Source organism: Xanthomonas vasicola pv. musacearum NCPPB 4379, from assembly GCF_000277895.2.
Lineage (GTDB): Bacteria > Pseudomonadota > Gammaproteobacteria > Xanthomonadales > Xanthomonadaceae > Xanthomonas > Xanthomonas vasicola.
This window is the reverse complement of the sequence record NZ_CP034655.1, coordinates 2,893,408-2,915,873: the sequence shown is the minus strand read 5'-3', so window position 1 is coordinate 2,915,873 and position 22,466 is coordinate 2,893,408. Positions and strand designations below refer to the sequence as shown.

Genomic DNA, 22,466 nt, shown 5'->3' with positions numbered 1-22,466 from the left:
GATGGCTCCCAAGTCCAACAAGCCCACGTCCGCCACTGGCGGCAAAAACAAGCCGGCGAAGAAATCCGCGGGCGCTTCAGGCCGCAATGCTGCAAACACGACTGCTGACACATCTGCGATCAAGACAGCGGCGCCGGTGCTGGCCGATGTGCGTGCCAAGATCGATGAGATCGACCGCAACATCCAGGCGCTGATTGCCGAGCGCGCCAACTTTGCGCATCAGGTCGGCAAGGCCAAGGGCAAGCTCGCGGCAGCAGTGGATTACTACCGCCCCGAGCGCGAAGCGCAGGTGCTGCGCATGGTGGTGGACCGTAACGAAGGCCCGCTCAGCGACGAAGTGCTGGTGCACGTCTACCGCGAAATCATGTCGGCCTGCCTTGCCCAGCAGGAGCCGTTGAAGATTGGTTACCTCGGCCCGGAAGGCACCTTCAGCCAGCAGGCGGTGCTCAAACATTTCGGTCGTTCGGCAGTCGGGTTGCCGATGGCCACTATCGAAGAAGTGTTCCAGGAAGTGGAAGCCGGCAACGCCGATTTCGGCGTGGTGCCGGTAGAAAATTCCGGGCAGGGCACCATCCAGGTCACCCTGGATATGTTCCTGACCTCCAACCTCAAGATCTGCGGCGAAGTCGAGCTGCGCGTGCATCAGTATCTGCTCTCGCGTAACGGCCGGCTGGAAGACATCGAACGCATCTACGCGCATTCGCAATCGTTCGCCCAGACCGCCGGTTGGCTGCGTTTGCACCTTCCCAAGGTGGAGAAGATCGCCGTCTCCAGCAATGCCGAAGGCGCACGCCGCGCACGCAATGCAGACGATGCAGCAGCGATTGGTGCCGAGAGCGCGGCGCACGTGTATGGCTTGAAGAAAGTCATCATGAAATCGATCGAAGACGACGACGACAACACCACGCGCTTTCTGGTGATCGGCCGGCAGATCTTTCCTTCGTCCGGGCACGACCGCACCTCGGTGCTGGTGTTTATCCACGACAAGCCGGGCGCATTGTTCGACGTGCTTAGCCCGTTCGCGCGCCACGGCATCAGCATGAACCGCATCGAATCGCGGCCCTCGCATCAGGCCAAGTGGGAATACGGCTTCTTTATCGATCTGGTCGGCCATGTCGAAGACGATGCGATGAAGCAGGCGCTGGCCGAATTGAAAGCGCACTCGGCACAGATCAAGGTGTTGGGGTCGTATCCGGTGGCCATTTCTTAAGCATCGACGCTCGATACGACTGTCAACGCTGGCACGCCGCTATCTTGGTGGCGGCAGCGCCGCAATTTTCTTCAAGGCACATCGCCAGCGTTGGCGATGTCGCAGCCATCGGATTACATGCATGAGCAGCAGCACGCAGCATTGGATCGCCCGACGCGGCACCGCATTGCAGGGCAGCCTGGCCATTCCTGGCGATAAATCGGTCTCGCACCGCGCGGTGATGTTTGCTGCGCTTGCCGATGGCGTTTCGCAGATTGACGGTTTCCTCGAAGGCGAAGACACGCGCTCCACCGCCGCCATCTTCGCCAAGCTCGGTGTGCGCATCGAGACGCCGTCGGCGTCGCAGCGTATCGTGCACGGTGTGGGCGTGGATGGTCTGCAGCCGCCGACCGAATCGCTGGATTGTGGCAATGCCGGCACCGGCATGCGCCTGTTAGCCGGCTTGCTGGCCGCACAGCGCTTCGACAGCGTGCTGGTAGGCGATGAGTCGTTATCCAAGCGGCCAATGCGGCGCGTGACCGGCCCGCTGGCGCAGATGGGCGCGCGGATCGACACGCAGGACGATGGAACTCCGCCGTTGCGCGTGCACGGTGTGCAGGCGCTGCACGGCATCGACTTTGTCTCGCCGGTTGCCAGTGCGCAGGTCAAGTCTGCGGTGCTGCTGGCAGGTCTTTATGCGCAAGGTGAGACGTCGGTGACCGAGCCGCATCCCACCCGTGACTACACCGAGCGCATGCTGTCGGCATTCGGCGTGGACATCGATTTTTCGCCGGGTAAGGCACGTTTGCGCGGCGGGCAGCGGTTGCGCGCGACCGATATAGCGGTACCGGCGGATTTTTCGTCGGCTGCGTTCTTTATCGTTGCTGCCAGTATTGTTCCCGGCTCGGAAGTCGTGCTGCGTGCGGTCGGCTTGAACCCCCGTCGTACAGGACTGCTGGCCGCATTGCGCTTGATGGGTGCGGATATCGACGAAGAGAATCATGCCGAACATGGCGGCGAGCCGGTCGCCGATCTGCGCGTGCGTTACGCGCCGTTGCGCGGCGCGCAGATTCCAGAAGCGCTGGTGCCGGACATGATCGACGAGTTCCCGGCTCTGTTCGTGGCCGCGGCCGCGGCAAGCGGGCAGACCGTGGTGACCGGCGCTGCCGAATTGCGGGTTAAGGAATCCGATCGTTTGGCGGCGATGGCTACCGGCCTGCGCACGCTCGGCGTGCAGGTCGACGAAACGCCGGATGGTGCCACTATCCACGGCGGCAGCATCGGCAGCGGCGTGATCGAAAGTCATGGCGACCACCGAATTGCGATGGCGTTCGCTATCGCCGGCCAGCTGTCCACCGGCAGCGTGCAGGTGAACGATGTAGCGAATGTGGCGACTTCGTTCCCAGGCTTCAACACCCTGGCGCAGGGCGCCGGATTTGGGCTACAGGCTGCTGACCACCGGTAAGGCGCTCTCGCGGGCAAATGCTTAACGCTGCGCGGTGAACTCCACCGGCACCTGCACGCTGCTCACCACGGCGTGGCCATCGCGCGTTGCGGGTTCGAAGCGCCACTGACGCAGGCTCTCCACCACGGCCGCGTCCAGGCGAGGATCGTCGCTGCCGCTGCGGTCGACGATGGTGACGTTACTGACCTTGCCCTGCACATCCAGCTGCAGGCGTGCAGTGCGGCTGCCCTGGAGACCCGCACGCGCGATCGCGGGCGGGTAGCTCGGCATGGCATTGCCGGGCAGCGGCTTGGCTTCCACGCTGCTGATCGCCGCGCGCGCGGGTTGGTGCGCCACCATCGTCATAGCGCGGGGGCCGTCGGTGGTGGGAAGGATCTGACGGCTCGCCGCGGGCACCGCCTGCGTATCCGTAGCGAAAGATTCGTCGCTGTGTCGCGCCCACCACCAGCTGGGTACCACGATCAACAACGCAAGCAGCGTCGCCCACAGCCAAGGTGAAGCGCCTTCATTTTCTGTGACCTGTTGGCGATCCTGACGGTGAGTTTCGTGCCGTGACAGTGACGGGGCGTGGGCAGATGAAGGATTAGCGGGGAAGGACATGGCCGACCTCCTGGCGCATCTGTGTGATGACAGGGCCAGTCTGGTCGGCACTACCTGAGGGGCAGCTAAGGCATCGGGCGTGCGAAGCACCAAGGCTTCGTGGAGATTCAGCTTAGTCAAGCTGGCCAGGCGATCAGGTTAAAGCGGCATGGATATTTTGGTTGGACTGCGTTAGCAGAGGCCTGCACTGCACTGCGATGGCGTTCACATCGGCGCGAACACCGAAGCAAGTGGTTAGCCCGCTTACTGCGCAGGCTTGAATTCGAATGGGATGTCCGTGCTGCCGGCCACCGGCTGACCATTACGTTGTGCAGGATGGAAGCGCCAATGCCGCACTGCTTCCATGGCCGCGCGGTCCAGATCGCGCGAGCCGCTGCGCTGCACCAGAGTCACGCCACCGGGATTGCCGGCAGCATCCACATCTACCCGCACAACCACATCGCCGGCATCGCCGCGGCGCAATGCGGCCGACGGGTAGCGGGGCGGCGGCATCTGGCCCTGGATCGGCACCGGACGATCGCCGCCGGCAACCGGCGCCTTCGACAGCGCCGCACTTCCAGGCGCACCCGGCGCTGCATCTTCCGGCAGCGGCGTCGGCGCGGGCGGGGCGGCTGGCGCGGTGTCTACCGGGGTTGGGGTGTCGGCCGGGGGCTTGGCCTGCGGCATGTCGCTGGCACCGTCCTGGGCCGGCAACGGCGCCGGCAGCGGTGCAATGGTGTCCTCGGTCTGCGCGCTTGCGGTTGGCTGTGCTGGCGAGGGTTTATAGAAGTCGTCCTTGCGGCCGGTGGCCCAGACCAGCAGGAACAGCAGCAGGCCGGCAGCGAAGGCGATGCCGGCAATTTTCAGCGTGTGGCGGGGCAGGCGCAGAACGATATGGCGATCGGACGCAGGACGGGGCGCGGGCATAGGACTCACCTGAAGAATCGTCGTAATTCTGGCATAGCCGCGGTGAATCGATCGCAGCAGGTGGCGGAACAGGCGATAATCTCGCGCTATCCCACTGACGCACATATTCCGATGCTAGATCCGGCCCTGCTTCGCCAACACCCCGCCGACCTTGCCGAGCGCCTGCGCAGCACGCGCAGTTTCTCCCTGGACACTGCGGAACTGGAGTCGCTGGAGAGCGAGCGCAAGCGTCTCCAGGTGCGCACGCAGGAACTGCAGAGTCAGCGCAATTCCAAATCCAAGGCGATCGGGCACGCCAAGGCCAAGGGCGAAGATGTCGCCGCGCTGATGGCCGAAGTGGCCGGGTTCGGCGATGAGCTCAAGGCGTCCGAAGACGCGCTGGATGCGATCCGCGCCAAGCTCGAGATCATCGCGCTGGGCCTGCCCAATCTGCCGGCCGACGATGTGCCGCTTGGCAAGGACGAGAGCGAGAACGTCGAACAATCGCGTTGGGGCACGCCGCGCCAGTTCGATTTCGAGGTCAAGGACCACGTGGAGCTCGGTGCCCCGCACGGCTGGCTGGATGGCGAAACGGCAGCCAAATTGTCGGGCGCGCGTTTCACCGTGCTGCGCGGCCCGGTCGCCCGTCTGCATCGTGCGCTGGCGCAATTCATGCTGGACCTGCATGTGGGCGAGCACGGTTACGAAGAAACCAACGTGCCGCTGCTGGTCAATGCCGACTCGATGCGCGGCACCGGGCAGCTGCCGAAATTCGAAGACGATTTATTTCAGACAGAAGTGGGCGAATCGCGGCGTTATCTGATCCCCACCTCTGAAGTGCCGCTGACCAACATCGTGCGCGACGAGATCGTCGACGCCGAGCGTCTGCCGCTGCGCATGACCGCGCATTCAATGTGTTTCCGTGCCGAAGCCGGCAGCGGCGGCCGCGATACGCGCGGCATGATTCGCCAGCACCAATTCGAAAAAGTGGAGTTGGTCACTGCCTGCGCGCCGGAAGACAGCGACGCCGAGCATCAGCGCATGACGCGTTGCGCCGAATTGGTGCTGGAGCAACTTGGCCTGCCCTATCGCAAGGTGCTGCTGTGCACCGGCGACATGGGTTTTTCCGCGATCAAGACCTACGATCTGGAGGTCTGGTTGCCGTCCCAGAACACCTATCGCGAAATTTCGTCGTGCTCCAATTGCGGCGATTTTCAGGCGCGGCGCATGCAGGCGCGCTGGCGCAACCCGGTCAGCGGCAAGCCGGAATTGCTGCATACGCTCAACGGCTCCGGTACTGCTGTGGGCCGCGCGATGATCGCGGTGATGGAGAACTACCAGAACGCCGATGGCTCGATCGACGTGCCGCAGGTGCTGCGCCCGTACATGGGCGGCATCGAGCGGATCGGCTGAGCGCGACCAACGGCACGCCTGCGCTCCCTGCCGCTCGGGGTGCTTCAGGTGTTCAGTGCGGCACGTGCCATTCGGGCACTTCGGTTGCTGCACGGTGCACGCCTATCGAATAAGTGTTCGCTACGTTGTGGTCGCGGCTTCAAGTGGGGCGGGCCAGGCACAGCTCGCATCATCTGTCGCACATCGTTTGAGTGCGTCTGATCGCCAGTCACGGTGCTACTACCAGCCACGGTGCTACTAGATGTTGAGGCAAAAAAACGGGACCAGCGATGGCCCCGTTTTTTGTTTATGGGCTATCGCATCGTGTCGAACCTTCGATGCATCAATGCGTCACGCCGCAGGCTTACGCGCTAACAGCAGCGGCTTCTTCCTCACGCAGCCCGGCCAGCGCCGAGGCCAATGCGTTGGCGCGATGCTGCGGCGAATACGCCACGCCTTCTGCGCGCACAACGCTGATGTCGTCGATGCCCAGGAAGCCGAACACTTGGCGCAGATACGGCTCCTGAAAATCATTGGTCGGCTCGGCATAAATGCCACCACGCGCGCTGGCGATGATGATGCGCTTGCCGCCGGCCAGCCCTTCGGGGCCATTGGCGGTGTATTGGAAGGTGCGCCCGGCCACTGCGATGCGATCGATCCACGCCTTGAGCGTGGTGGGGATGGCGAAGTTGTACATCGGCGCGCCAATCACGATGACATCGGCTTGCAGAAACTGCTGCATCACCGCTTCGGCGGCCGCAGCCTCTGCCGGATCGGTCTGCGCCAGCGTTTGCGAGGTCAGATGCGGAATCGGGTCGCGGTCGAGGTCGCGATAGGACACCTCCACTTCGGGATACAGCCGGCGCTGTTGCTCCACGATGGCGGCACTGAGCTCGCGGCTGATGGAATTGGCGCCGAGCACGCTGGAATCGAGGTGGAGCAGCTTCATGGCAGTGACCTGTGGCAAGCGGCAGCGCCGCGGAGGTGTGCAGACTAGGTCGTTGCTCTGTTGGGATAAATGTGCTTAAATATCACTTATCGTTCTATCCATGGATTCATTTGCCATGCACGACCTGAATGACCTTTACTACTTTGCGATGGTGGTCGACCACGGCGGTTTTGCTGCCGCCGAACGGGCGCTTGGCATCCCCAAGTCGCGCTTGAGCCGGCGCATCAGCCAGCTCGAAACCGACTTGGGTGTGCGCCTGTTGCAGCGCTCGACGCGCCGCTTCGCGGTCACCGACGTCGGCACCAGCGTGCACCGCCACGCACAGACCATGCTGGCCGAGGCCCAGGCTGCGCGCGAGGTGGTGGATCGTCTCAGCGCCGAGCCGCGTGGTCTTGTACGTGTGAGCGTGCCCGTCTCGCTCGCGCAGATTCAGTTGCCCAAGTTATTGCCGCAATTTCTGGCCAAATATCCCAAGGTACGGCTGCAGCTCAACATCAGCAATCGCCGCGTCGATGTGATTAATGAGGGTTATGACATCGCGCTACGCGTGCGTTCGCGCCTGGACGACGATGGCAGCCTGGTGATGCGCAGCTTTGGCCAGGTGCAGGAATTGCTGGTCGCCAGCCCCAAATATCTGGACCGCACCGGGCGCCCCAAGGACCCGAGCGAGCTGGCCAACCACACCACCATGAGCACCAGCGAAGACGAAGCGCATCAGCGCTGGGAATTGCACGGCCCGAACGGCGAAATGCGCCGCGTCGACCTGCAGCCGCGCCTGGCCGGTTTCGACTTTCCGCTGCTGCAATCGATGGCGCGCGACGGCTTCGGCATCACCATGCTGCCGGAAACCGTGTGTGCCGAAGCAGTGCGCAGCGGCGAGCTGGAAGTTGTACTGCCGCATTGGTCGTTGCCGCAAGGTATCTGCCACGCCGTGTTCGCCTCGCGCCGCGGCCTGTTGCCGGCGGTGCGGGTGTTCATCGACTTCCTGGCCGAACACTTGCCGCAGGAAATCGAACGCTCGCGTCTGGATTGCGGTGGCAACTGCGCCGAACTTGCCGAAAAGCTCAAGCGTGCGGCCGGCACGGCGCCGCGCTTGATTGTTGCCGAAGCTGGCTGAGCACTGCGGGTAGCCATTAGAGCAGGTGATGCGTCATCGGCAGTCGCTTGCTTCTCGGCAGTGAGCGCGCTTCGAACATTGGGGCGCTGCGTGCGTGCTCGGGTGCGTCCAGGTGGCCCGCACCAGGCGGCGGCCTGGTCACGTGACGGCGCAGAACGTTGCGCCGGCCAAAAGTAGCGCGGCGTAACCAAGCAAAACGCGTCCGGGCATGCGAGAATGCGCGCCCGGGAGCAATCCTGGGAGTAGTGGACGCGCACAAGATCTCTGTGCGGTCACCGATAGGGCGTCACCCGCGTAATGCGGGCGCCAGCGTGATAACCGAAGCCTTCGGCGGTCACGTGCAGCAGCATCGGAGAGATGGCCGAGCGGTTTAAGGCACCGGTCTTGAAAACCGGCGAAGGGTCAAACCTTCCGTGGGTTCGAATCCCACTCTCTCCGCCAGTTGTTTCCAAGGTATTGATTTTTAACATAAAAATCTGACTTGGTTTGATTGGAGGCAGGAAGCATGCAGAGGAAACACTCGCATGCGCATCCCTCATCATCTGAGCCGTTCTCCGACCGGTCGTTGGTCGTTTGTCCAACGTGTGCCTGTCGACTTGCAAATCATGATGGGCTGCCGGCTTATCAAACGCACTTTGCAAACGAAGGACTTGGCGCAAGCGCATGTACGTGCGGTGGTGCTCGGGGCCGGCTATGCTCGGCTCTTCGCACAGTTGAAGGATCAACGCGTGGCCAAGCTCAGCAAATCGGACGCTGACCTGCTTATTACTCGACTGACGAGCGCCGAGAACCTCCAGGAGCTGACGCTCAACCGCACCCGCCAGCCTGATGGGACGGTGACACAGCAGTGGCAGATCGACAGCCCGAAGGACCTGAGGCTTTATCGGCAGCTGATGGAACTGGAAGCACGGGGTGGGGCAACCGCCCAAGCGTCGCGGCTCCCGGTGGCGGCCTTCAACGCATTCGGAGCGTCGCACCAGGCCACCCCCGGCTCGGCAGTCATCTGCGCCGGCCATTGAGACGATGACGTTGGGAAAGGCTCGGGACGCGTACCTGGCGACCCTCAAGGGCTCAACGCTGCCCAAGACTTACACGATCAAAAAGACGGCGGTCGAATCCTTGGTGAGCTTCTTGGGATCGAAGGCAAAGGTCCACGCCATCACCCGCTCAGATCTGGCTCGATGGTTTCAGGACATGCGCGAGAAGGGCGCTTCAACGCCAACGCTCGCCGACCGGCTCTGCTTGACGACCGTGCAGGCTCGACGAACCCCAACGCGATACCGATCGACCAGATGGCCGACGCGCGTCTTGCGCTGCGCGGGCCTTAGAACTTTTTTGACAGCACGTCCTGCAATGACCTTGTCCAGGCGACGTCCCCCCAATTTTGAGTAGCACCTCAGTTTGGAGTCCAATTCCCTACCCCAAGGAGATTGGACGTGAAGAAGCGTTTTTCCGAAGAGCAGATCATCGGCTTCCTGCGCGAAGCCGAAGCGGGCATAGCGATCAAGGACTTATGCCGGCGGCATGGCTTCAGTGAGGCCTCGTACTATCTGTGGCGCAGCAAGTTCGGCGGCATGAGCGTGCCCGACGCCAAGCGGCTCAAGGACCTTGAGGCCGAGAACGCGCGGCTAAAGAGGTTGCTGGCCGAGCAGTTGTTCGAGAATGACCTGATCAAGGATGCGTTGCGAAAAAAGTGGTGAGCGCACCGGCGCGTCGTGCGCTGGTGCGCGAGTGGATCGGGCGTGGTGCTAGCGAGCGTCGTGCCTTGGCGGCGATTGGCATGAGCGCCAGCGCGCTGCGCTATTGCCCACGCCAAGACCGCAATGGCGAACTGCGCGAGCGCATTCTTGCGTTGGCGCATCGCCATCGCCGCTACGGCGTGGGGATGATCTATCTCAAGCTGCGACAGGAAGGACGCCTGGTGAACTACAAGCGCGTGGAGCGGTTGTATCGCGAGCAGCAGCTACAAGTGCGGCACCGCAAGCGCAAGAAGGTACCGGTTGGCGAGCGTCAGCCGCTGCTGCGGCCAGCGCAGGCCAACCAGGTGTGGTCGATGGACTTCGTGTTCGACCGCTCCGCCGACGGCCGAGTGATCAAGTGTCTGGTGATCGTGGACGACGCAACGCACGAAGCGGTCGCCATCGAGGTGGAACGCGCGATCTCCGGGCACGGCGTTGCGCGCGTGCTGGATCGGTTGGCACACAGTCGCGGCCTGCCGCAGGTGATCCGCACCGACAACGGCAAGGAGTTTTGCGGCAAAGCGATGGTTGCCTGGGCGCATGACCGGGGTGTGCAGCTACGGCTCATCCAGCCGGGCAAACCAAACCAGAACGCCTACGTCGAATCGTTCAACGGCCGGCTGCGCGACGAATGCCTCAACGAACACTGGTTCCCAACGCTGCTGCATGCACGCAATGAGATCGAACGCTGGCGACGCGAATACAACGAGGACCGACCCAAGAACGCAATTGGCGGCATGACGCCGTCCGCTTATGCCCAACATCTGGCAAACACCGATATCATCAACCCCGGACTCTAAACGCGGCCGCTACTCAGGGCGGGGGGACGTCGCAGGCTCAGATCGGCGACCAGCTGCTTGAGCTTGCGGTTCTATTCTCAAGCTGGCGTAGCCGGCGTAGTTCGGCAATGCCGAGCCCGCCGAACTTCTCGCGCCACGCATAGAACGTGGCTTGGCTGATGCCCATCTTGCGGCAGATCGCCTCGACCGTGGTGCCGGTCTCGGCCTGCTTCAGGGCGAACGCGATCTGCGCTTCGGTGAACTTGGACTTCTTCATGGCGACGGGCCTGCTTGGGCCTGAGTGTCGCCGAATCTTCTAGTTCTGGCTGGTCCAAGTTATAGGGAGGAGGTCAGATACGTCTCAAGCGGTGCGACAGCGTTGCCGATACTTGAGCTTTAGGGACAGAGCCGAGCTGCGCCTTCACCTCGAACGCCTGGATACTGCGGTGCCCGCATTGCAGGCCTCCATTCCTGATCTAAACCACGTTGGCAAGCTTTTGCCAACATCGTCGCTGCCATTGTGAGCAAGGCGATGACGAGCGAGGACGCGCAGTTTGTCAGTCGCCGAGCTGAGGAAATCCTGTCCTGGCATGGGCTAACAGACGCGGAACGCCAGGGCTGAAACCAAGTGATCGTCAGGCTGAGCTTACCAAGCCGGTGCTCGACACATGGCACATGATCATCCATTGCTTGGCGTAGGCATACGCTGCGTCCCGATCGGGGAATGCGACACTCGGGACCAAGTAGCGGTGCAGCGTAATACCGCCTGGTCTCGAAATTAGGAGCTCTGGTAAAAAATTTTCGTCGGACGGGGTGATGTGGGCTGTGAGCAGGTAATCGCCCACGTGCCGAGTTGCTATAAAACTCAACAGTGATCCTCCCCGATGGTGCTATGCACTTTTGGGTATATTAAATTTAGAATGTGCGGGGGCAGACGCTTTACAGCACAGACTCCAGATGACCACGCTTGTCGCCTATGCCTAACGCAGCGGTCTCATAGGCTGGAGGGATGCTGTCTAACTGAGATGTCGCTTCAGCCATTCGGCACCCATCGTTGAAAAGCCGGACCACGCAGCGTCTTTCTTTGCCAGCTTAGCAACCAGAAGGGGATCCTCCTGATCAAGGTGCCGCCTTAACACGTCGCGTATGGTGCTCGCATTTCCCAGATGGCCGATAAGCCAAGTCGAGCCTATGTCGTTAGACCAAGGGCGTCCAATTTCTTTTATTTTTGAAAATAAACTTGTGTAATCTTTTGTGTTGTTCTTGCATTCGAAACTAACCATGTATATCGGCACGCAGAACTCCTTTCGCTTGGTGTTTGCATTATGCCTGCTCGCAATGCCATTAGGCCGAAATCGTCGTCATTAGTCGCGAAGATTGCCTAGCACGATGCGGCGCAAAGTGAAGCTTGGACTAGTCCAGGCCGTCACATCCTTGGGCATGCAATTCCGAACGCTCTATCTCTTGAGCGGGGGATGGCATCGCGATGAGCTTCCCGACGCCGGCACGTTGCGATCGAAGGCAGCTGAGCCAGGCAACCACTTGGTCATCGGTGGCTGTCAGCACACCAGCCTAGCGGCAAAGGAGCATAGCCTGATCTTCACCCAGATCATCTGGTGACGCTGGACTGCAACAGCGATGTATGGACATTGTTCGGCGTGACCAGAACGCGGTGAGCTTCAAGTCAGCAGTTTACGTTGAGCAAGCCCTTGCAGGCGGGCCTGGCTTGTATCTCATCGTCAGCACGGACAAACGTGACGATCCCCGCGGCGTTTCGCGGGTCAGGCCTGAGATGGAGCCGCGTGATGGCTCATCGCGACATTGACCGGCATCTCCAAAACTTCGAGCAGCGCCGCCGCCAATGATCGGTCCAAACCAGCACATTGAAGTGGTGTGTTTTTTTGCTCAAAGATGTGGCGTGCTTGGTTACTGCCTTTACGAAGTGGAGCTGCCGCGCGGAGTAAACAATGATGTCAGATCAACTGGCTAGTCCCTTCCGCGCAGAGCGCTTGTCCTCCGGTTGCAGAAAAGCATTTCCCTTCTGATCAGCTGTGGAATCATCCCCGGTCAATAGTGAGGTGCACGGCATTGAAGTTGCGTTTGCCTTCTTCAAGCTTTCGGGTCAATACCAGCCCTTGTATAGGGTGAATACACCCCAGGTATCTATCAGGCCGTGAGCCACGATCAGCGCCCAAGCATTGCGGTCAGATCTGAGGTAAGCAAAGCAAAAGATGCTGCCGACGATTCCCGTCAGCAGAACGCCTGCGATCCCCTGCGCTGCATGCATCAAGCCGAAGATGGCACCGCCAACAATTGAGGAGGTGATTTGACCTCCTCGAAATGTTGAAAGTAGCCGTTCAAGTTGATGCATTAGGAAGCACCTGAACACCAGTTCTTCTCCCAGTGCTGCACTAAGCCAAGCCAATCCGATCAACCGAACACTTGCCTTAATGTTTCCTCGCAGCGCGCCATAGGCGCTGTAATCGGTCTTTGTTCCGGTCAGCTGGTCGATGAGGGGTTGCAGAACTGGCGTGACGAGGCCGATGATGATTGCCGTCAAAACGACAATCCAGATCAGTGACCGTGTTGCGCTATGGCGCCTGATACCGGCTGCCGCAAATGAGTGCGTCTCCCAGCGAATCACTACTAAGCCGATGAGCCCAACGAGCGGCATACGCCAAGGGAAAGCTAGCCACGGGAAATATGCCAGAGCAAGGATCGAAAGGAACAGTGCTAACCGAAGCAACGGATGCAGAGCATTCGGATGGTCAGAGGGCTGAGCTGTAACGTGTGTTGTGCGGCGCATGTAGAGCAGGGCTGATGGATGGATGTCCGAGGTTAGCTAAGGCTACGTCTGGCGCCGTGTGCCAAAGGGCATGCCACATCAAGGCATCGTTTGAGGGCCGCCGCCGCGCCGACTTGTGTAGCCATGCTGCGAGAGAAAGATGATTTTTCGCATGACTTTCGTAGGTGGTCCGTGCTTTGTCGCGTCTACGACGACCGTGATCGAGATGGTGCAAGACGCCAACCAACGCTCTGCATGCTTGTCAGCGGCCTTGCGAGCTTTGAACGCAACACCGCTAAGACGTTGGCGATCGCGCGTCAGGCCTGCAGGTCTGTAGACGGGGAGTTCCGGCAACTAAGTTTTGCCGTGCGCAGTAACGCGTAACAAGGCAAATCAACGAACTCTTGAATTCGCATGGATTACAAGAAGGTACGCGCTAGCCGGAGGACGTGCAGCCGATGCTTTGCTAGCGGCCGCCCTGAAACTTGAACGTGAAACGCGCCGCCGACCCTGCGGCGGTCTGATTGATCGGTACGGGTGTAGCGTCGACAAGTGTCAACATGCCATCAGCGACAGGCACCGGAATACCTAGCGTGAGCTCGACCTGCTTTGACCAGCCACCGCCGAACACGGTTGCCCTGACGATCAACCGGCCCTCCACGATGCATTGCACGTCAGGGGGACAACGGCTGTCTTCGATGATGCGGTCGGGACGCACTTTGGGGCCGTCGACTGCCGCAACTTTGCCCAGGCCCACGGGGCCTTCGAGGGGATGGACCTTGGGGGCGGCCGCTACACATCCTGCAAGTGAAATGACCGCCAGACCCGCCAGTATCCTGGATCGCTTCCATGGGACCACAAGAGCATTTCGTTGATTGTTTCGCATGGTTGGCGGCGGGTCCCACGATGGCTCAAGTGTCCCACGACTCCACGATGGACAGTTCAGATGGCGGTCTGGCAGCAACAGGAACGTAATCCCTTCGAGTGTGGAAGTCAGTTCGCTGTCGTGGCTAACAGAACTGTGCAGAGAACAATCAGTGCGCCTGCTGATGAGCGCGGTGGGCACTGCGGCAGAGCGTGATCTGCGAAGGCTTGCTCGGCTCGCTCAAACGACACGTCTACCGCCGAGAGACCAGACACCCGATGTAGTGAGAGTTGATCTTTCCGAATCTTCGGGCGGCATCACAACCCAAGATGCGGCGAACGACCGCCAGACAGGATGTGAGTTTTCCAATTTTAAAAAACCGTCCATGGTTGTGGGTAGAGCCCGCTAGTCCTTCCTAGCCGCCGAGTCGCCCCGTGGCAGCGACAGACGGTTTGCCACGGGATGAGCCATTCTGCGCGCGCTCTAGATCACGGTAGCCCTGACTTTAAACACCTCCACAGCGCCGGTTAGCTGGGCAGAATGCGCTTCCAACGCACGCGCGGCGGTGCTTGCTGCTTCCACCAGACGGACGTTGTGTTGCGTGGTTTCTTCCATCTGGGCGATGGTGTGGTTGACCTGTTCGATGCCGCCGGCCTGTTCCTGCGATGCGGCGGAGATGTGGCCCATGATGTCGGTGACGTGTTGGACGCTGGTGACGACCTCGCCCATGGTGGTGCCGGCCTTGTGTACGAAGGTAGAGCCGTCGGCGACGCGTTGTACCGAGTCGTCGATGAGCCGCTTGATTTCTTTCGCTGCATCGGAGGAGCGGTGCGAGAGGGTTCGCACTTCGGAGGCGACCACGGCGAAGCCGCGGCCTTGTTCGCCCGCGCGTGCGGCTTCGACCGCGGCGTTGAGGGCCAGGATATTGGTCTGGAAGGCGATGCCGTCGATGACCGAGATGATGTCGGCGATGCGCCTGGACGAGGCTTCGATGCTGGACATCTGTTCGATCACCTGGCCGACCACGTCGCGCCCTTCCGAGGCAATGGTGGCTGCGCCGCGAGCGAGCTGGTTGGCGCGGGTTGCGTGTTCGGCATTCTGCTTGACCGTGGAGGTCAGTTCCTCCATCGAGGCGGCAGTTTCTTCGAGGCTAGCGGCCTGTTGTTCGCTACGTTGCGCCAGTTCCTGATTGCCGCCGGCGATGTCTTCTGCAGCGAAGCTGATGCTGTTGGTGGTGGTTTGGATGCGGGTGACAATGTCGGTGAGGCGGTGCACCGTGCTGTTGGCGTCGTCGCGCATCGAGGCAAACACGCCTTGGAAGTTGCCGGACATGCGCACCGTCAGGTCGCCATCGGCGATTGAACGCAGCAGCTCGGAGAACTTGGCCAGGTTGGTGTCGGAGGTAGCCATCATGGTGTTGAGGTTTTCCACCATCAGGCGGAAGTCGTGTTCAAATTTTTTCGGCTGGCCGCGGAGCGCGAAGTTGCCTGCGCATGCGGCCTGCGTGAGTTCCTGGATCTGCGCGTTGATGGCCTGCAGGTTGCGCTTGACCTGTTGCATGGTGGCAGTGATGGCGGCTTTTTCGCCGGGATACTGTTCGATGTCCTGGGTGAGATCGCCAACCGCGTAACTACCCATGACCTGGGTCATGCGCAACTGGGTCTGCACGTGGGCATGCACCAGTGCGTTGGTGTCTTGCACCATGTCGCCGTATTCGCCGGGAAAACGTTGTGCATCGGTGCGGTAGCTGATTTCGCCGACGTCGTGGCGCGCGGCCATATTGCGTTGCGCCGAGATCACTTCCTGCAGGCGTCGCTGCATTTGTTGCATGGCGCGCAGCAGTTGTCCGGATTCGTCGTTACTGGTCGGTGCATCTTGGCTGCGCAGGTCGCCGTCGTTGATGCGCTCTGCCAGGCGCAGCGACTGACGCAGCGGCAACACCACGCTGCGCGTGAGCAGGAAAGCGATGGCGGCGCCCAGCAGCAGCGCGATGATGGTGGAAGCAACCATCAACGTCGCGAAGCCACCGGCGGTGGCGACGGCTTGCTTGGCGGCGGCGCGGTTCTTGGTTTCCTGCAGGTCGATGAAGGCGTTTATGCTGGCCAGCCAGGCGATGAAGGCCGGGCGCGCTTCCTGCAGCAGCTGCTGTTCTGCATGCGGCTTATCACTGGCATCGCGGAAGCCCCGCACCTGGGCGATCAGTGGCATGGTGCGCTGCTCGATGGCCTTGATCTGCTGGAGGATGTCTTTTTCTTTCGCATCGCTTGAATTGGCGATCATGTCGTCGAGCGGTTGCGCGGAGCGTGCGTAATCGGCAGCGAGCTTGTCGATCAATTGTTCTGCGGCGTGCCGGTTGGTGAGGTCGTCCATCAGCACGACGTCGCGCAGGGCGATGGCGCGGTCGTGGACACTGCCGCGAAAGTTGATCGCGTAGCGCTGCTTGACGCTGTTGACTTCATTGATGGCAGTGAGCTGCTGGTCGATGCTGCGAACGCGTTGGATGCCGACCACGGTCAGGATCACCATCAACACGATGATCGCGAGAAAACCGAGGGCCAGGCGCTGTCCAATTCGCAAATTTGAGATGAAATGCATAGGGGTTCGATCGGGATCCGACTAACGGAAGAGCGGGAAGGCCCAGCAACAGCAGGGACGAATGCGCACGCGACGCCGCAGGAGCCAGCGCAACTGCCGCTGCTTCTGTTGTGTCTCGACTCGTTCGTTAGCGACCTCTTGCTTTGGAACTGAAGCCATTGCGCCTGCTGATTCAGGTGCTGGTGGGGCTGGCTATTACGTTGCGAAATAACCCATGGCGCTTGCGTCCGTGGCGCTGCCGTGCGCGGGTCATCAGTGCTGTCACAGCGCTTACCGATAGTGCGAAAGATCCGGCGCCTAGATCGCGGGCGTCACCCACGTGATTGCAATGTGCTGCTCGCTTGGCTGGCTGGCGCGTTTGAGCGCGCCATGCAGCAGGTGGATGCCGAGGCGGTGACGCCATGATGGATGAGGGGCCAGGCGATATTGCCGGCAATGCTGACGCCGGTGACGAGGAGCCGACGCGGCATTGTTGTCACCCGTGGGATGAAATATCAGAGCGGTATTACACGTCCTGACCACAACACTTCAAGTTAGCGATGAGCCGGTGCATGAGCACGACGGTCTGCCGCACTTTGTCTTCGGAAAAGCCTTCCAACGCCACTGCATTCATGCCCGACAAAGCACGGCTGCCGACTTCGGCAATCTTGCGCCCGCGTGCGGTGAGCGCCACCAGCGCGGCGCGGAGATCCTGCGGGTAGGTGTGCGCTTGATGAGCTTCAGGCCTTCTAACTTGTCGAGCAGCGCCACATGGCCGGCTGTTTCACGGCCCAGGCGATGACCAGGTCACGCTGCAACATCGGGCCTTTCCAGGACAGCAGCATGATCGGGCCGATCAGTGCCAGCGGAAACGCCGCGCGGCCGCAGTTCGGCATCGAACAGGCGGCTGAAGACCCGCGCTGCGTGGTTGGCCAGATAACCAGGCGCGACCGCAGCGTGCGGATGGATGAGTTCATTCTGATCCAGCATCTGTACGACCGTGTATTGCCTGGAGCCTCCAGCGATTTTACGTGTCCTGCAGCGCGTATGCCGTTAGGGAAACTCTGAACAACTCCCCTTGATCCTGCGACAATCACACAGACGCAACGGGACAACGACGATGCAACTGACCTTCGGCGATGCGGAGTACAACGGCAAGCGCAAGCGGACGCGGCGTGAGGTGTTCTTGGCCGAGATGGACCAGGTCGTGCCGTGGAAGGATCTGCTGGCACTGATCGAACCGCACTACCCGAAGTCGGGGCAGCCGGGGCGACAGCCGTATCGGCTGGAGACGATGCTGCGCATCCACTTTTTGCAGCAGTGGTACGCACTGAGCGATCCATCGGCGGAAGAAGCACTGTACGACACGGTGTCGATGCGCCGTTTTGCGAAGATCGGCGGGCTGGATGAGGTGCCGGATGAAACGACGATTCTCAACTTCCGGCATTTGCTGGAGCGGCATGATTTGGCGCGCAAGCTGTTCAACCGGGTCAACGCGCACCTGTCGCGTAAAGGGCAGAGTCTGCGGGGCGGGACGATCGTGGATGCCACGATCATTGCGGCGCCAAGTTCGACCAAGAACAAGGATGGCGAGCGCGATCCGGACATGCACCAGACCAAGAAGGGCAACCAGTACTTCTTCGGGATGAAGGCGCACATCGGGGTGGACGATGAGTCGGGCCTGGTGCACCACGTGGAATGCACGGCGGCCAACGCAGCGGACATCACGCAGGCGCACAAGCTGCTGCACGGCAAGGAAGACACTGTGAGCGGCGACAGCGGCTACACCGGGCTGGACAAGCGCGATGAGATGAAGGGCAAGCGCACGCTGCGCTACCTGATCGCGGAGAAGCCCTCGAAGCTGAAGCAGATCAAGAATAAGCGCGAACTGAAGTTGGCCAAGCGCTGGGAGCACACCAAAGCCAGCCTGCGTGCGAAGGTGGAACACCCGTTTCGGGTGATCAAGCGTCAGTTTGGTTACGTCAAGGTGCGCTATCGCGGTTTGGCGAAGAACACCGCACAGGTGCTGACGCTGTTTGCACTATCGAATCTGTGGCTGACGCGCAAAGCGTTAATGCCTGCTGCGGGGAAGCTGTGCCTGTAATCCAGGCAACACCCCGCAAACGTGCCGAAACCGGCAAAAAATCGGCGATTTGAGCGCCCTCAGCGCGGCGGATGCGGTTGCTTCGTTTTCCGGTCGCGTTGATCAGACCATCCTTAGGTGCCCCTTGGCCAAGCGCAAATGCCTGGCCGCTTGGCTGCTGAAGCGAAATTGCGCTGTTGAGCGGCGCGCAACCGGGCACGCTCAAATGCGTGCAGGCCAAAAACTGCGTTGGCCGTTGCGCACGCTGCACGGTGTCGCAAACACGGCAGGGGAAGCTACTTGTTCAGTCACTGCGCCCGAGGTGGCTGGACGCCAACTGTCATAGGCCAGATGATGGGCGACCGCGTGCGCACTCCGTCTCGCCGACAAGTGATGCGCAAGCTGGCTACCTCGGCTTCAACGGTTGGAAACGATGTACGGATGGGCAATGCATAAGCGCATAGCAGGCGACGCCGCAGTCATGCGCGGCGCCTGCCGGAGCGGTTGCCTGCGCGCAGACGCAGTGCAGGCAAGCACCCTATGAATACGAGGTTTCCGCACGGTGACAGCGTCATGGCGCAGGCGGTGCGCGACCGCAACTGGGCGGTGAGCCCGCTGGGACCCACCGCACAGTGGCCATCTCCGCTGCGCAATGCGATCGAGCTGATGCTGGGTTCGCCCGAGAGCATGTATGTGGTGTGGGGCGATGCGTTGACCTTTTTCTACAACGATGCCTATGCGCCGATCCTGGGCCCGCGCCATGCGCAGGCGCTGGGCGCGCCGCTGCGTGAATTTTGGGCCGATGCGTGGGAGGCCGTGCGTGCGCCGATCGAGGCAGCGTTCGCAGGCCAGGCCTCGCGCTTCGAGGAACTGCCGATCGGCATGAACCGCTACGGCGTGCCGGAGCAGACCTGGTGGACGTTCTCGTTCTCGCCGATCTATCTGGACGATGGCCAGGTGGGCGGCGCGTTCTGCGTGACCAACGAAGTCACTGCACGCAAGCTGGCGCAAGCGCGGCTGGCCGACGAACACGAGCGCTTGATTCGGCTGTTTGAGCAGGCGCCGATGTTCATGGCCTTTTTGAGCGGGCCGCAGCATCGGGTGGAGTTCGCCAACCCGTGCTATTCACGGCTGATCGGCCATCGCGATGTGATCGGGCGGCCGCTGGCCGAGGCACTGCCCGATGCAGCGGAGCAGGGGCATTTGCTTCGTCTGGATGAGGTGTATCGGTCTGGGCGTGCGTTTGCGGCCAATGCACTGCCGTACAACGTGCAAGCCGTGCCGGGCGGCCCCAGCGAACGGCGCCTGCTGGATCTGGTTTATCAGCCGATCGCCGGCGCCGATGGCACCATCTCCGGCATCTTCGTGCAGGGCCTGGACATCACCGATCGCATCAGCCTGGAACGCGCGGTGCGCGAGGCCGAGGTGCGTAACCGGCAGATCCTGGACAGCGTGATGGATTACGCCATCATCGCCACCGACATGCACGGGCGGGTGACGTCCTGGAATGAAGGCGCGCGGCGCATTCTGGGCTGGAGCGAGGCCGAAATGCTCGGCCAATCGTTGCAGCGCACGTTCACTCCGGAAGATGTCGAGCGCCGCCAGATGCTGATCGAAGCTGCGGCGGCGCTGGAAAGCGGCAGCGGCATGGACGAGCGTTGGCACGTGCGCAAATCCGGCGAGCGGTTCTGGGCCAACGGCTCGTTGATGGTACTGCGCGAAGAAACCGGTGAGGCGATCGGGTTCGTCAAGGTGCTGCGCGACCGTACCGCCGAGCGGCTGGCGAGCGAAGCCTTGCAAAAGAGCGAACGGCGCCTGGATGCATTGGTACGCGCCTCCTCGCAGTCGATTTTTTCCGCCAGCGCAGATTGGCGCCAGCTGCGCCAACTGGTGGGCGATGGTGTGTTGAGTGAGGCGGTTTCGGCTACGCCACACTGGCAGGAGATGGTGCACCCGGACGACCGCGCGCGGTTGGCAGACGTGCTGGCGCAGACGACTGCCAACAGGTCCGGCGTGGATGTGGAATACCGCGTGCTCGGCGCTGATGGACGCGTGGGCTGGACCTTGATGCGCGCGATTCCGCTGCTGGATGAGCAAGAGCGGATTGCCGAGTGGTTCGGTACCTCGGCCGATATCACCGACAAGCGCGTCGCCGAAGAGCAGCTGCGCCAGCTCACCGAAACGCTGGAAGAGCGCGTGCGCGAACGTAGCGCGGCGTTGTTGCTGGCCGAAGAAAAGCTGCGTCAGAGCCAGAAAATGGAAGCGGTGGGGCAGCTGACCGGCGGGCTGGCGCACGATTTCAATAATCTGCTCACCGCCATCAGCGTTGGCCTGGAACTGCTGCAGACGCGCATCGAGCAGGGCAAGTACGACCGCCTGGACAGCTATGTGGAGATGGCGCAATCCAGCGCGGCGCGTGCCACCGCGTTGACGCAGCGGCTGCTGGCGTTTTCGCGCAGACAAACGCTGGCGCCGACCGCGGTGGACGTGGAGGCGCTGGTGCGCGACATGCACGACATCATCGCGCGCACGCTGGGCCCTTCGATCGCCTTGCAGCTGCGTCCGGCTGACGAAGCGTGGCAGGTGTTGGTGGACGCGCCGCAGCTGGAAAACGCGCTGCTCAACCTGTGCATCAACGCGCGCGATGCCATGCCCGATGGCGGCGAGCTCACCATCAGCCTGCATAACCGCACGCTGGATGTCGCGGCCGCCCAGCAGCTGGAGTTGCCTGCCGGCGATTACCTGTGCCTGAGCGTGCAAGATACCGGGACCGGCATGAGCGCCGAGGTGATGGCCAAGGTGTTCGAACCTTTTTTCACTACCAAACCGATCGGCCAGGGCACCGGGTTGGGCCTGTCGATGATCTATGGATTCACCCGCCAATCCGGCGGGCACGTGCGCATCGATTCGGAAGTGGGCGTGGGCACAACCATGGCCTTGTATCTGCCGCGTTTCACCGGCGTATTGCCGCAGGATGACGTAACGCCTTCGAACCGGCCGCTGCAGCGCAACGCTTCGCAGAGTTACACCGTGTTGCTGGTGGAAGACGAAACCGCGATCCGCGTTTTGATCTCCGAGGTGCTCACCGAAGCCGGCTACCGCGTGATCGAAACCGCCGAGGGCAATGCGGCGATAGAGCGTTTGCGCTCGCACGAGCACATCGATGTGTTGGTGACGGACGTCGGCCTGACCGGCGGCCTCAACGGGCGCCAGGTTGCCGATGCTGGGCGGCAGTCGCGGCCGGCACTGCCGGTGCTTTTTGTCACCGGCTATGCCGCCACGGCTGCGGTGGGCGCAGGGCAGCTGGATGAGGGCATGGAGGTGTTGACCAAGCCCTTCCAGGCAATCGAGCTGGAGCGACGGATGGCGCAATTGCTGGAGCGGCGCGTGCAGTAAGCTTTGCGAGTCGCGTTAGCTACGAGTAACAACATGCAGCCTGACAACGTGCGTCACGCGATCGCCTAAAAGCTGGCGCAACAGATGCCAGCTTTTAGGTGCGGTTGTGTTTGCTTACAGTGCCGTTTGGACGATGCCCAGCAGATCGCGCAACGAAAATGGCTTGGTCAAAAGACGCATGCCGGCATCGAGGAAGTCAGCGCGCTTGGCGATTTCGCCCGCATAGCCGGTCATGAACACAATGGGCAGCGCGGGGCAAATGATGCGTGCTTTATCGGCAAGGTCGCGTCCGTTCATGCCAGGCAGGCAGATGTCGGACAGCAGCAGATCGAACGGACATGCTTTAGTGAGTTGCGTCAGCGCTTGTTCGGCGTCGGCGGACGCCACCACGTGGTAGCCCTCGTCGCCAAGAATATCTGCAGCCATTTCGCGGATTGCGTCGTCGTCTTCGACCAACAGGATGCGTGCGTTGGGTGATGCGTCAGTCACTGCGGTCCTCGATTAATCGCAACAGTTGCGGTGTGCTTCTCCGGTCACGGTAGGCGCGGTTGCGTGATGGAGGCGTGGGATAACGAAAGTTGCTGTAACGAAGTCGTTTGTCCGTCCATTCGATAGCAGAAGAAAGATCCAAGAAGCCATGTCGGCGCC

Annotated in this window: 14 protein-coding genes, 1 tRNA gene and 5 pseudogenes; 10 read left to right on the top strand and 10 right to left on the bottom strand. The window is 61.5% G+C overall.

Annotated elements, in window-relative coordinates; genetic code table 11:
- Nucleotide 1: 1 nt before the first annotated feature.
- Together pheA and aroA are read left to right on the top strand one after the other, a co-directional pair.
- Nucleotides 2–1,210, top strand: a complete 1,209-nt coding sequence (pheA, locus tag KWO_RS13560; RefSeq protein WP_010365197.1) for a prephenate dehydratase — start codon at nucleotides 2–4, stop codon at nucleotides 1,208–1,210.
- A 121-nt stretch (nucleotides 1,211–1,331) separates the two neighbouring features.
- Nucleotides 1,332–2,654, top strand: coding sequence for a 3-phosphoshikimate 1-carboxyvinyltransferase (aroA, locus tag KWO_RS13555; RefSeq protein WP_017112174.1), 1,323 nt, complete (start codon nucleotides 1,332–1,334; stop codon nucleotides 2,652–2,654).
- Between the two features lie 21 nt (nucleotides 2,655–2,675).
- On the opposite strand, the gene KWO_RS13550 is transcribed toward aroA, so the two are convergent.
- Nucleotides 2,676–3,143: an energy transducer TonB gene (locus tag KWO_RS13550; RefSeq protein WP_026113150.1), complete on the bottom strand. Its 468-nt coding sequence runs from the start codon at nucleotides 3,141–3,143 to the stop codon at nucleotides 2,676–2,678.
- Between the two features lie 354 nt (nucleotides 3,144–3,497).
- Nucleotides 3,498–4,160, bottom strand: coding sequence for an energy transducer TonB (locus KWO_RS13545; RefSeq protein ID WP_017112172.1), 663 nt, complete (start codon nucleotides 4,158–4,160; stop codon nucleotides 3,498–3,500).
- Nucleotides 4,161–4,271: 111 nt separating this feature from the next.
- Between KWO_RS13545 and serS the strand changes: the two genes are divergently transcribed.
- A complete protein-coding gene (serS, locus tag KWO_RS13540; protein ID WP_010365207.1) occupies nucleotides 4,272–5,552 on the top strand; it encodes a serine--tRNA ligase in 1,281 nt (426 codons plus the stop codon).
- Nucleotides 5,553–5,895: 343 nt separating this feature from the next.
- Here serS and KWO_RS13535 read toward each other — a convergent pair whose 3' ends face one another.
- Complete coding sequence (locus tag KWO_RS13535) at nucleotides 5,896–6,480, bottom strand: FMN-dependent NADH-azoreductase (protein WP_010376522.1); 585 nt, start codon at nucleotides 6,478–6,480, stop codon at nucleotides 5,896–5,898.
- 100 nt (nucleotides 6,481–6,580) lie between these two features.
- On the opposite strand from KWO_RS13535, the gene KWO_RS13530 reads away from it, so the two are divergent.
- The 3 genes and pseudogenes from KWO_RS13530 to KWO_RS13520 form a co-directional block, all read left to right on the top strand.
- Nucleotides 6,581–7,597: a LysR family transcriptional regulator gene (locus KWO_RS13530; protein ID WP_017112168.1), complete on the top strand. Its 1,017-nt coding sequence runs from the start codon at nucleotides 6,581–6,583 to the stop codon at nucleotides 7,595–7,597.
- Between the two features lie 351 nt (nucleotides 7,598–7,948).
- Nucleotides 7,949–8,038, top strand: a tRNA-Ser gene (locus KWO_RS13525).
- Between the two features lie 83 nt (nucleotides 8,039–8,121).
- Nucleotides 8,122–8,833: pseudogene (locus KWO_RS13520) on the top strand (DUF6538 domain-containing protein); the annotation flags it as partial.
- On the opposite strand, the pseudogene KWO_RS23040 reads toward KWO_RS13520, so the two are convergent.
- Nucleotides 8,827–8,964 (bottom strand): annotated as a pseudogene (locus KWO_RS23040) (IS3 family transposase); the annotation flags it as partial. The pseudogenes KWO_RS13520 and KWO_RS23040 overlap by 7 nt on opposite strands.
- A gap of 69 nt (nucleotides 8,965–9,033) precedes the next feature.
- Here KWO_RS23040 and KWO_RS13515 point away from each other — a divergent pair.
- Nucleotides 9,034–10,136, top strand: a protein-coding gene (locus KWO_RS13515; RefSeq protein ID WP_100243780.1) for an IS3 family transposase whose coding sequence is annotated in 2 segments (ribosomal slippage) — nucleotides 9,034–9,292 and nucleotides 9,292–10,136 — 1,104 coding nt in all. Because the reading frame shifts where the segments join, the coding sequence is not laid out codon by codon here.
- Between the two features lie 32 nt (nucleotides 10,137–10,168).
- Here KWO_RS13515 and KWO_RS13510 read toward each other — a convergent pair.
- A pseudogene (locus tag KWO_RS13510) lies at nucleotides 10,169–10,392 on the bottom strand (transposase); the annotation flags it as partial.
- Nucleotides 10,393–10,504: 112 nt separating this feature from the next.
- Between KWO_RS13510 and KWO_RS23035 the strand changes: the two are divergent.
- Nucleotides 10,505–10,737: pseudogene (locus KWO_RS23035) on the top strand (hypothetical protein).
- Nucleotides 10,738–12,237: 1,500 nt separating this feature from the next.
- Here the strand turns inward: KWO_RS23035 and KWO_RS13495 are convergent.
- The 4 genes and pseudogenes from KWO_RS13495 to KWO_RS23030 form a co-directional block, all read right to left on the bottom strand.
- Entirely contained in the window at nucleotides 12,238–12,789 is a 552-nt protein-coding gene (locus tag KWO_RS13495; RefSeq protein ID WP_010375328.1) for a CPBP family intramembrane glutamic endopeptidase, read from the bottom strand.
- Nucleotides 12,790–13,366: 577 nt separating this feature from the next.
- A complete protein-coding gene (locus KWO_RS22575; RefSeq protein WP_162832865.1) occupies nucleotides 13,367–13,786 on the bottom strand; it encodes a YajG family lipoprotein in 420 nt (139 codons plus the stop codon).
- A gap of 462 nt (nucleotides 13,787–14,248) precedes the next feature.
- Nucleotides 14,249–16,360 carry a methyl-accepting chemotaxis protein gene (locus KWO_RS13490; protein WP_010363719.1) on the bottom strand — a complete coding sequence of 704 codons (2,112 nt, stop codon included), beginning with the start codon at nucleotides 16,358–16,360 and terminating at the stop codon, nucleotides 14,249–14,251.
- Nucleotides 16,361–16,865: 505 nt separating this feature from the next.
- Nucleotides 16,866–17,329 (bottom strand): annotated as a pseudogene (locus tag KWO_RS23030) (MarR family winged helix-turn-helix transcriptional regulator).
- A gap of 130 nt (nucleotides 17,330–17,459) precedes the next feature.
- On the opposite strand from KWO_RS23030, the gene KWO_RS13470 reads away from it, so the two are divergent.
- Together KWO_RS13470 and KWO_RS13465 are read left to right on the top strand one after the other, a co-directional pair.
- Nucleotides 17,460–18,443, top strand: coding sequence for an IS5 family transposase (locus KWO_RS13470; protein ID WP_017113471.1), 984 nt, complete (start codon nucleotides 17,460–17,462; stop codon nucleotides 18,441–18,443).
- Between the two features lie 519 nt (nucleotides 18,444–18,962).
- Nucleotides 18,963–21,818, top strand: coding sequence for a hybrid sensor histidine kinase/response regulator (locus tag KWO_RS13465; protein ID WP_010378337.1), 2,856 nt, complete (start codon nucleotides 18,963–18,965; stop codon nucleotides 21,816–21,818).
- 114 nt (nucleotides 21,819–21,932) lie between these two features.
- Here KWO_RS13465 and KWO_RS13460 read toward each other — a convergent pair whose 3' ends face one another.
- A complete protein-coding gene (locus tag KWO_RS13460) occupies nucleotides 21,933–22,277 on the bottom strand; it encodes a response regulator (RefSeq protein WP_026112085.1) in 345 nt (114 codons plus the stop codon).
- Between the last annotated feature and the right edge of the window lie 189 nt (nucleotides 22,278–22,466).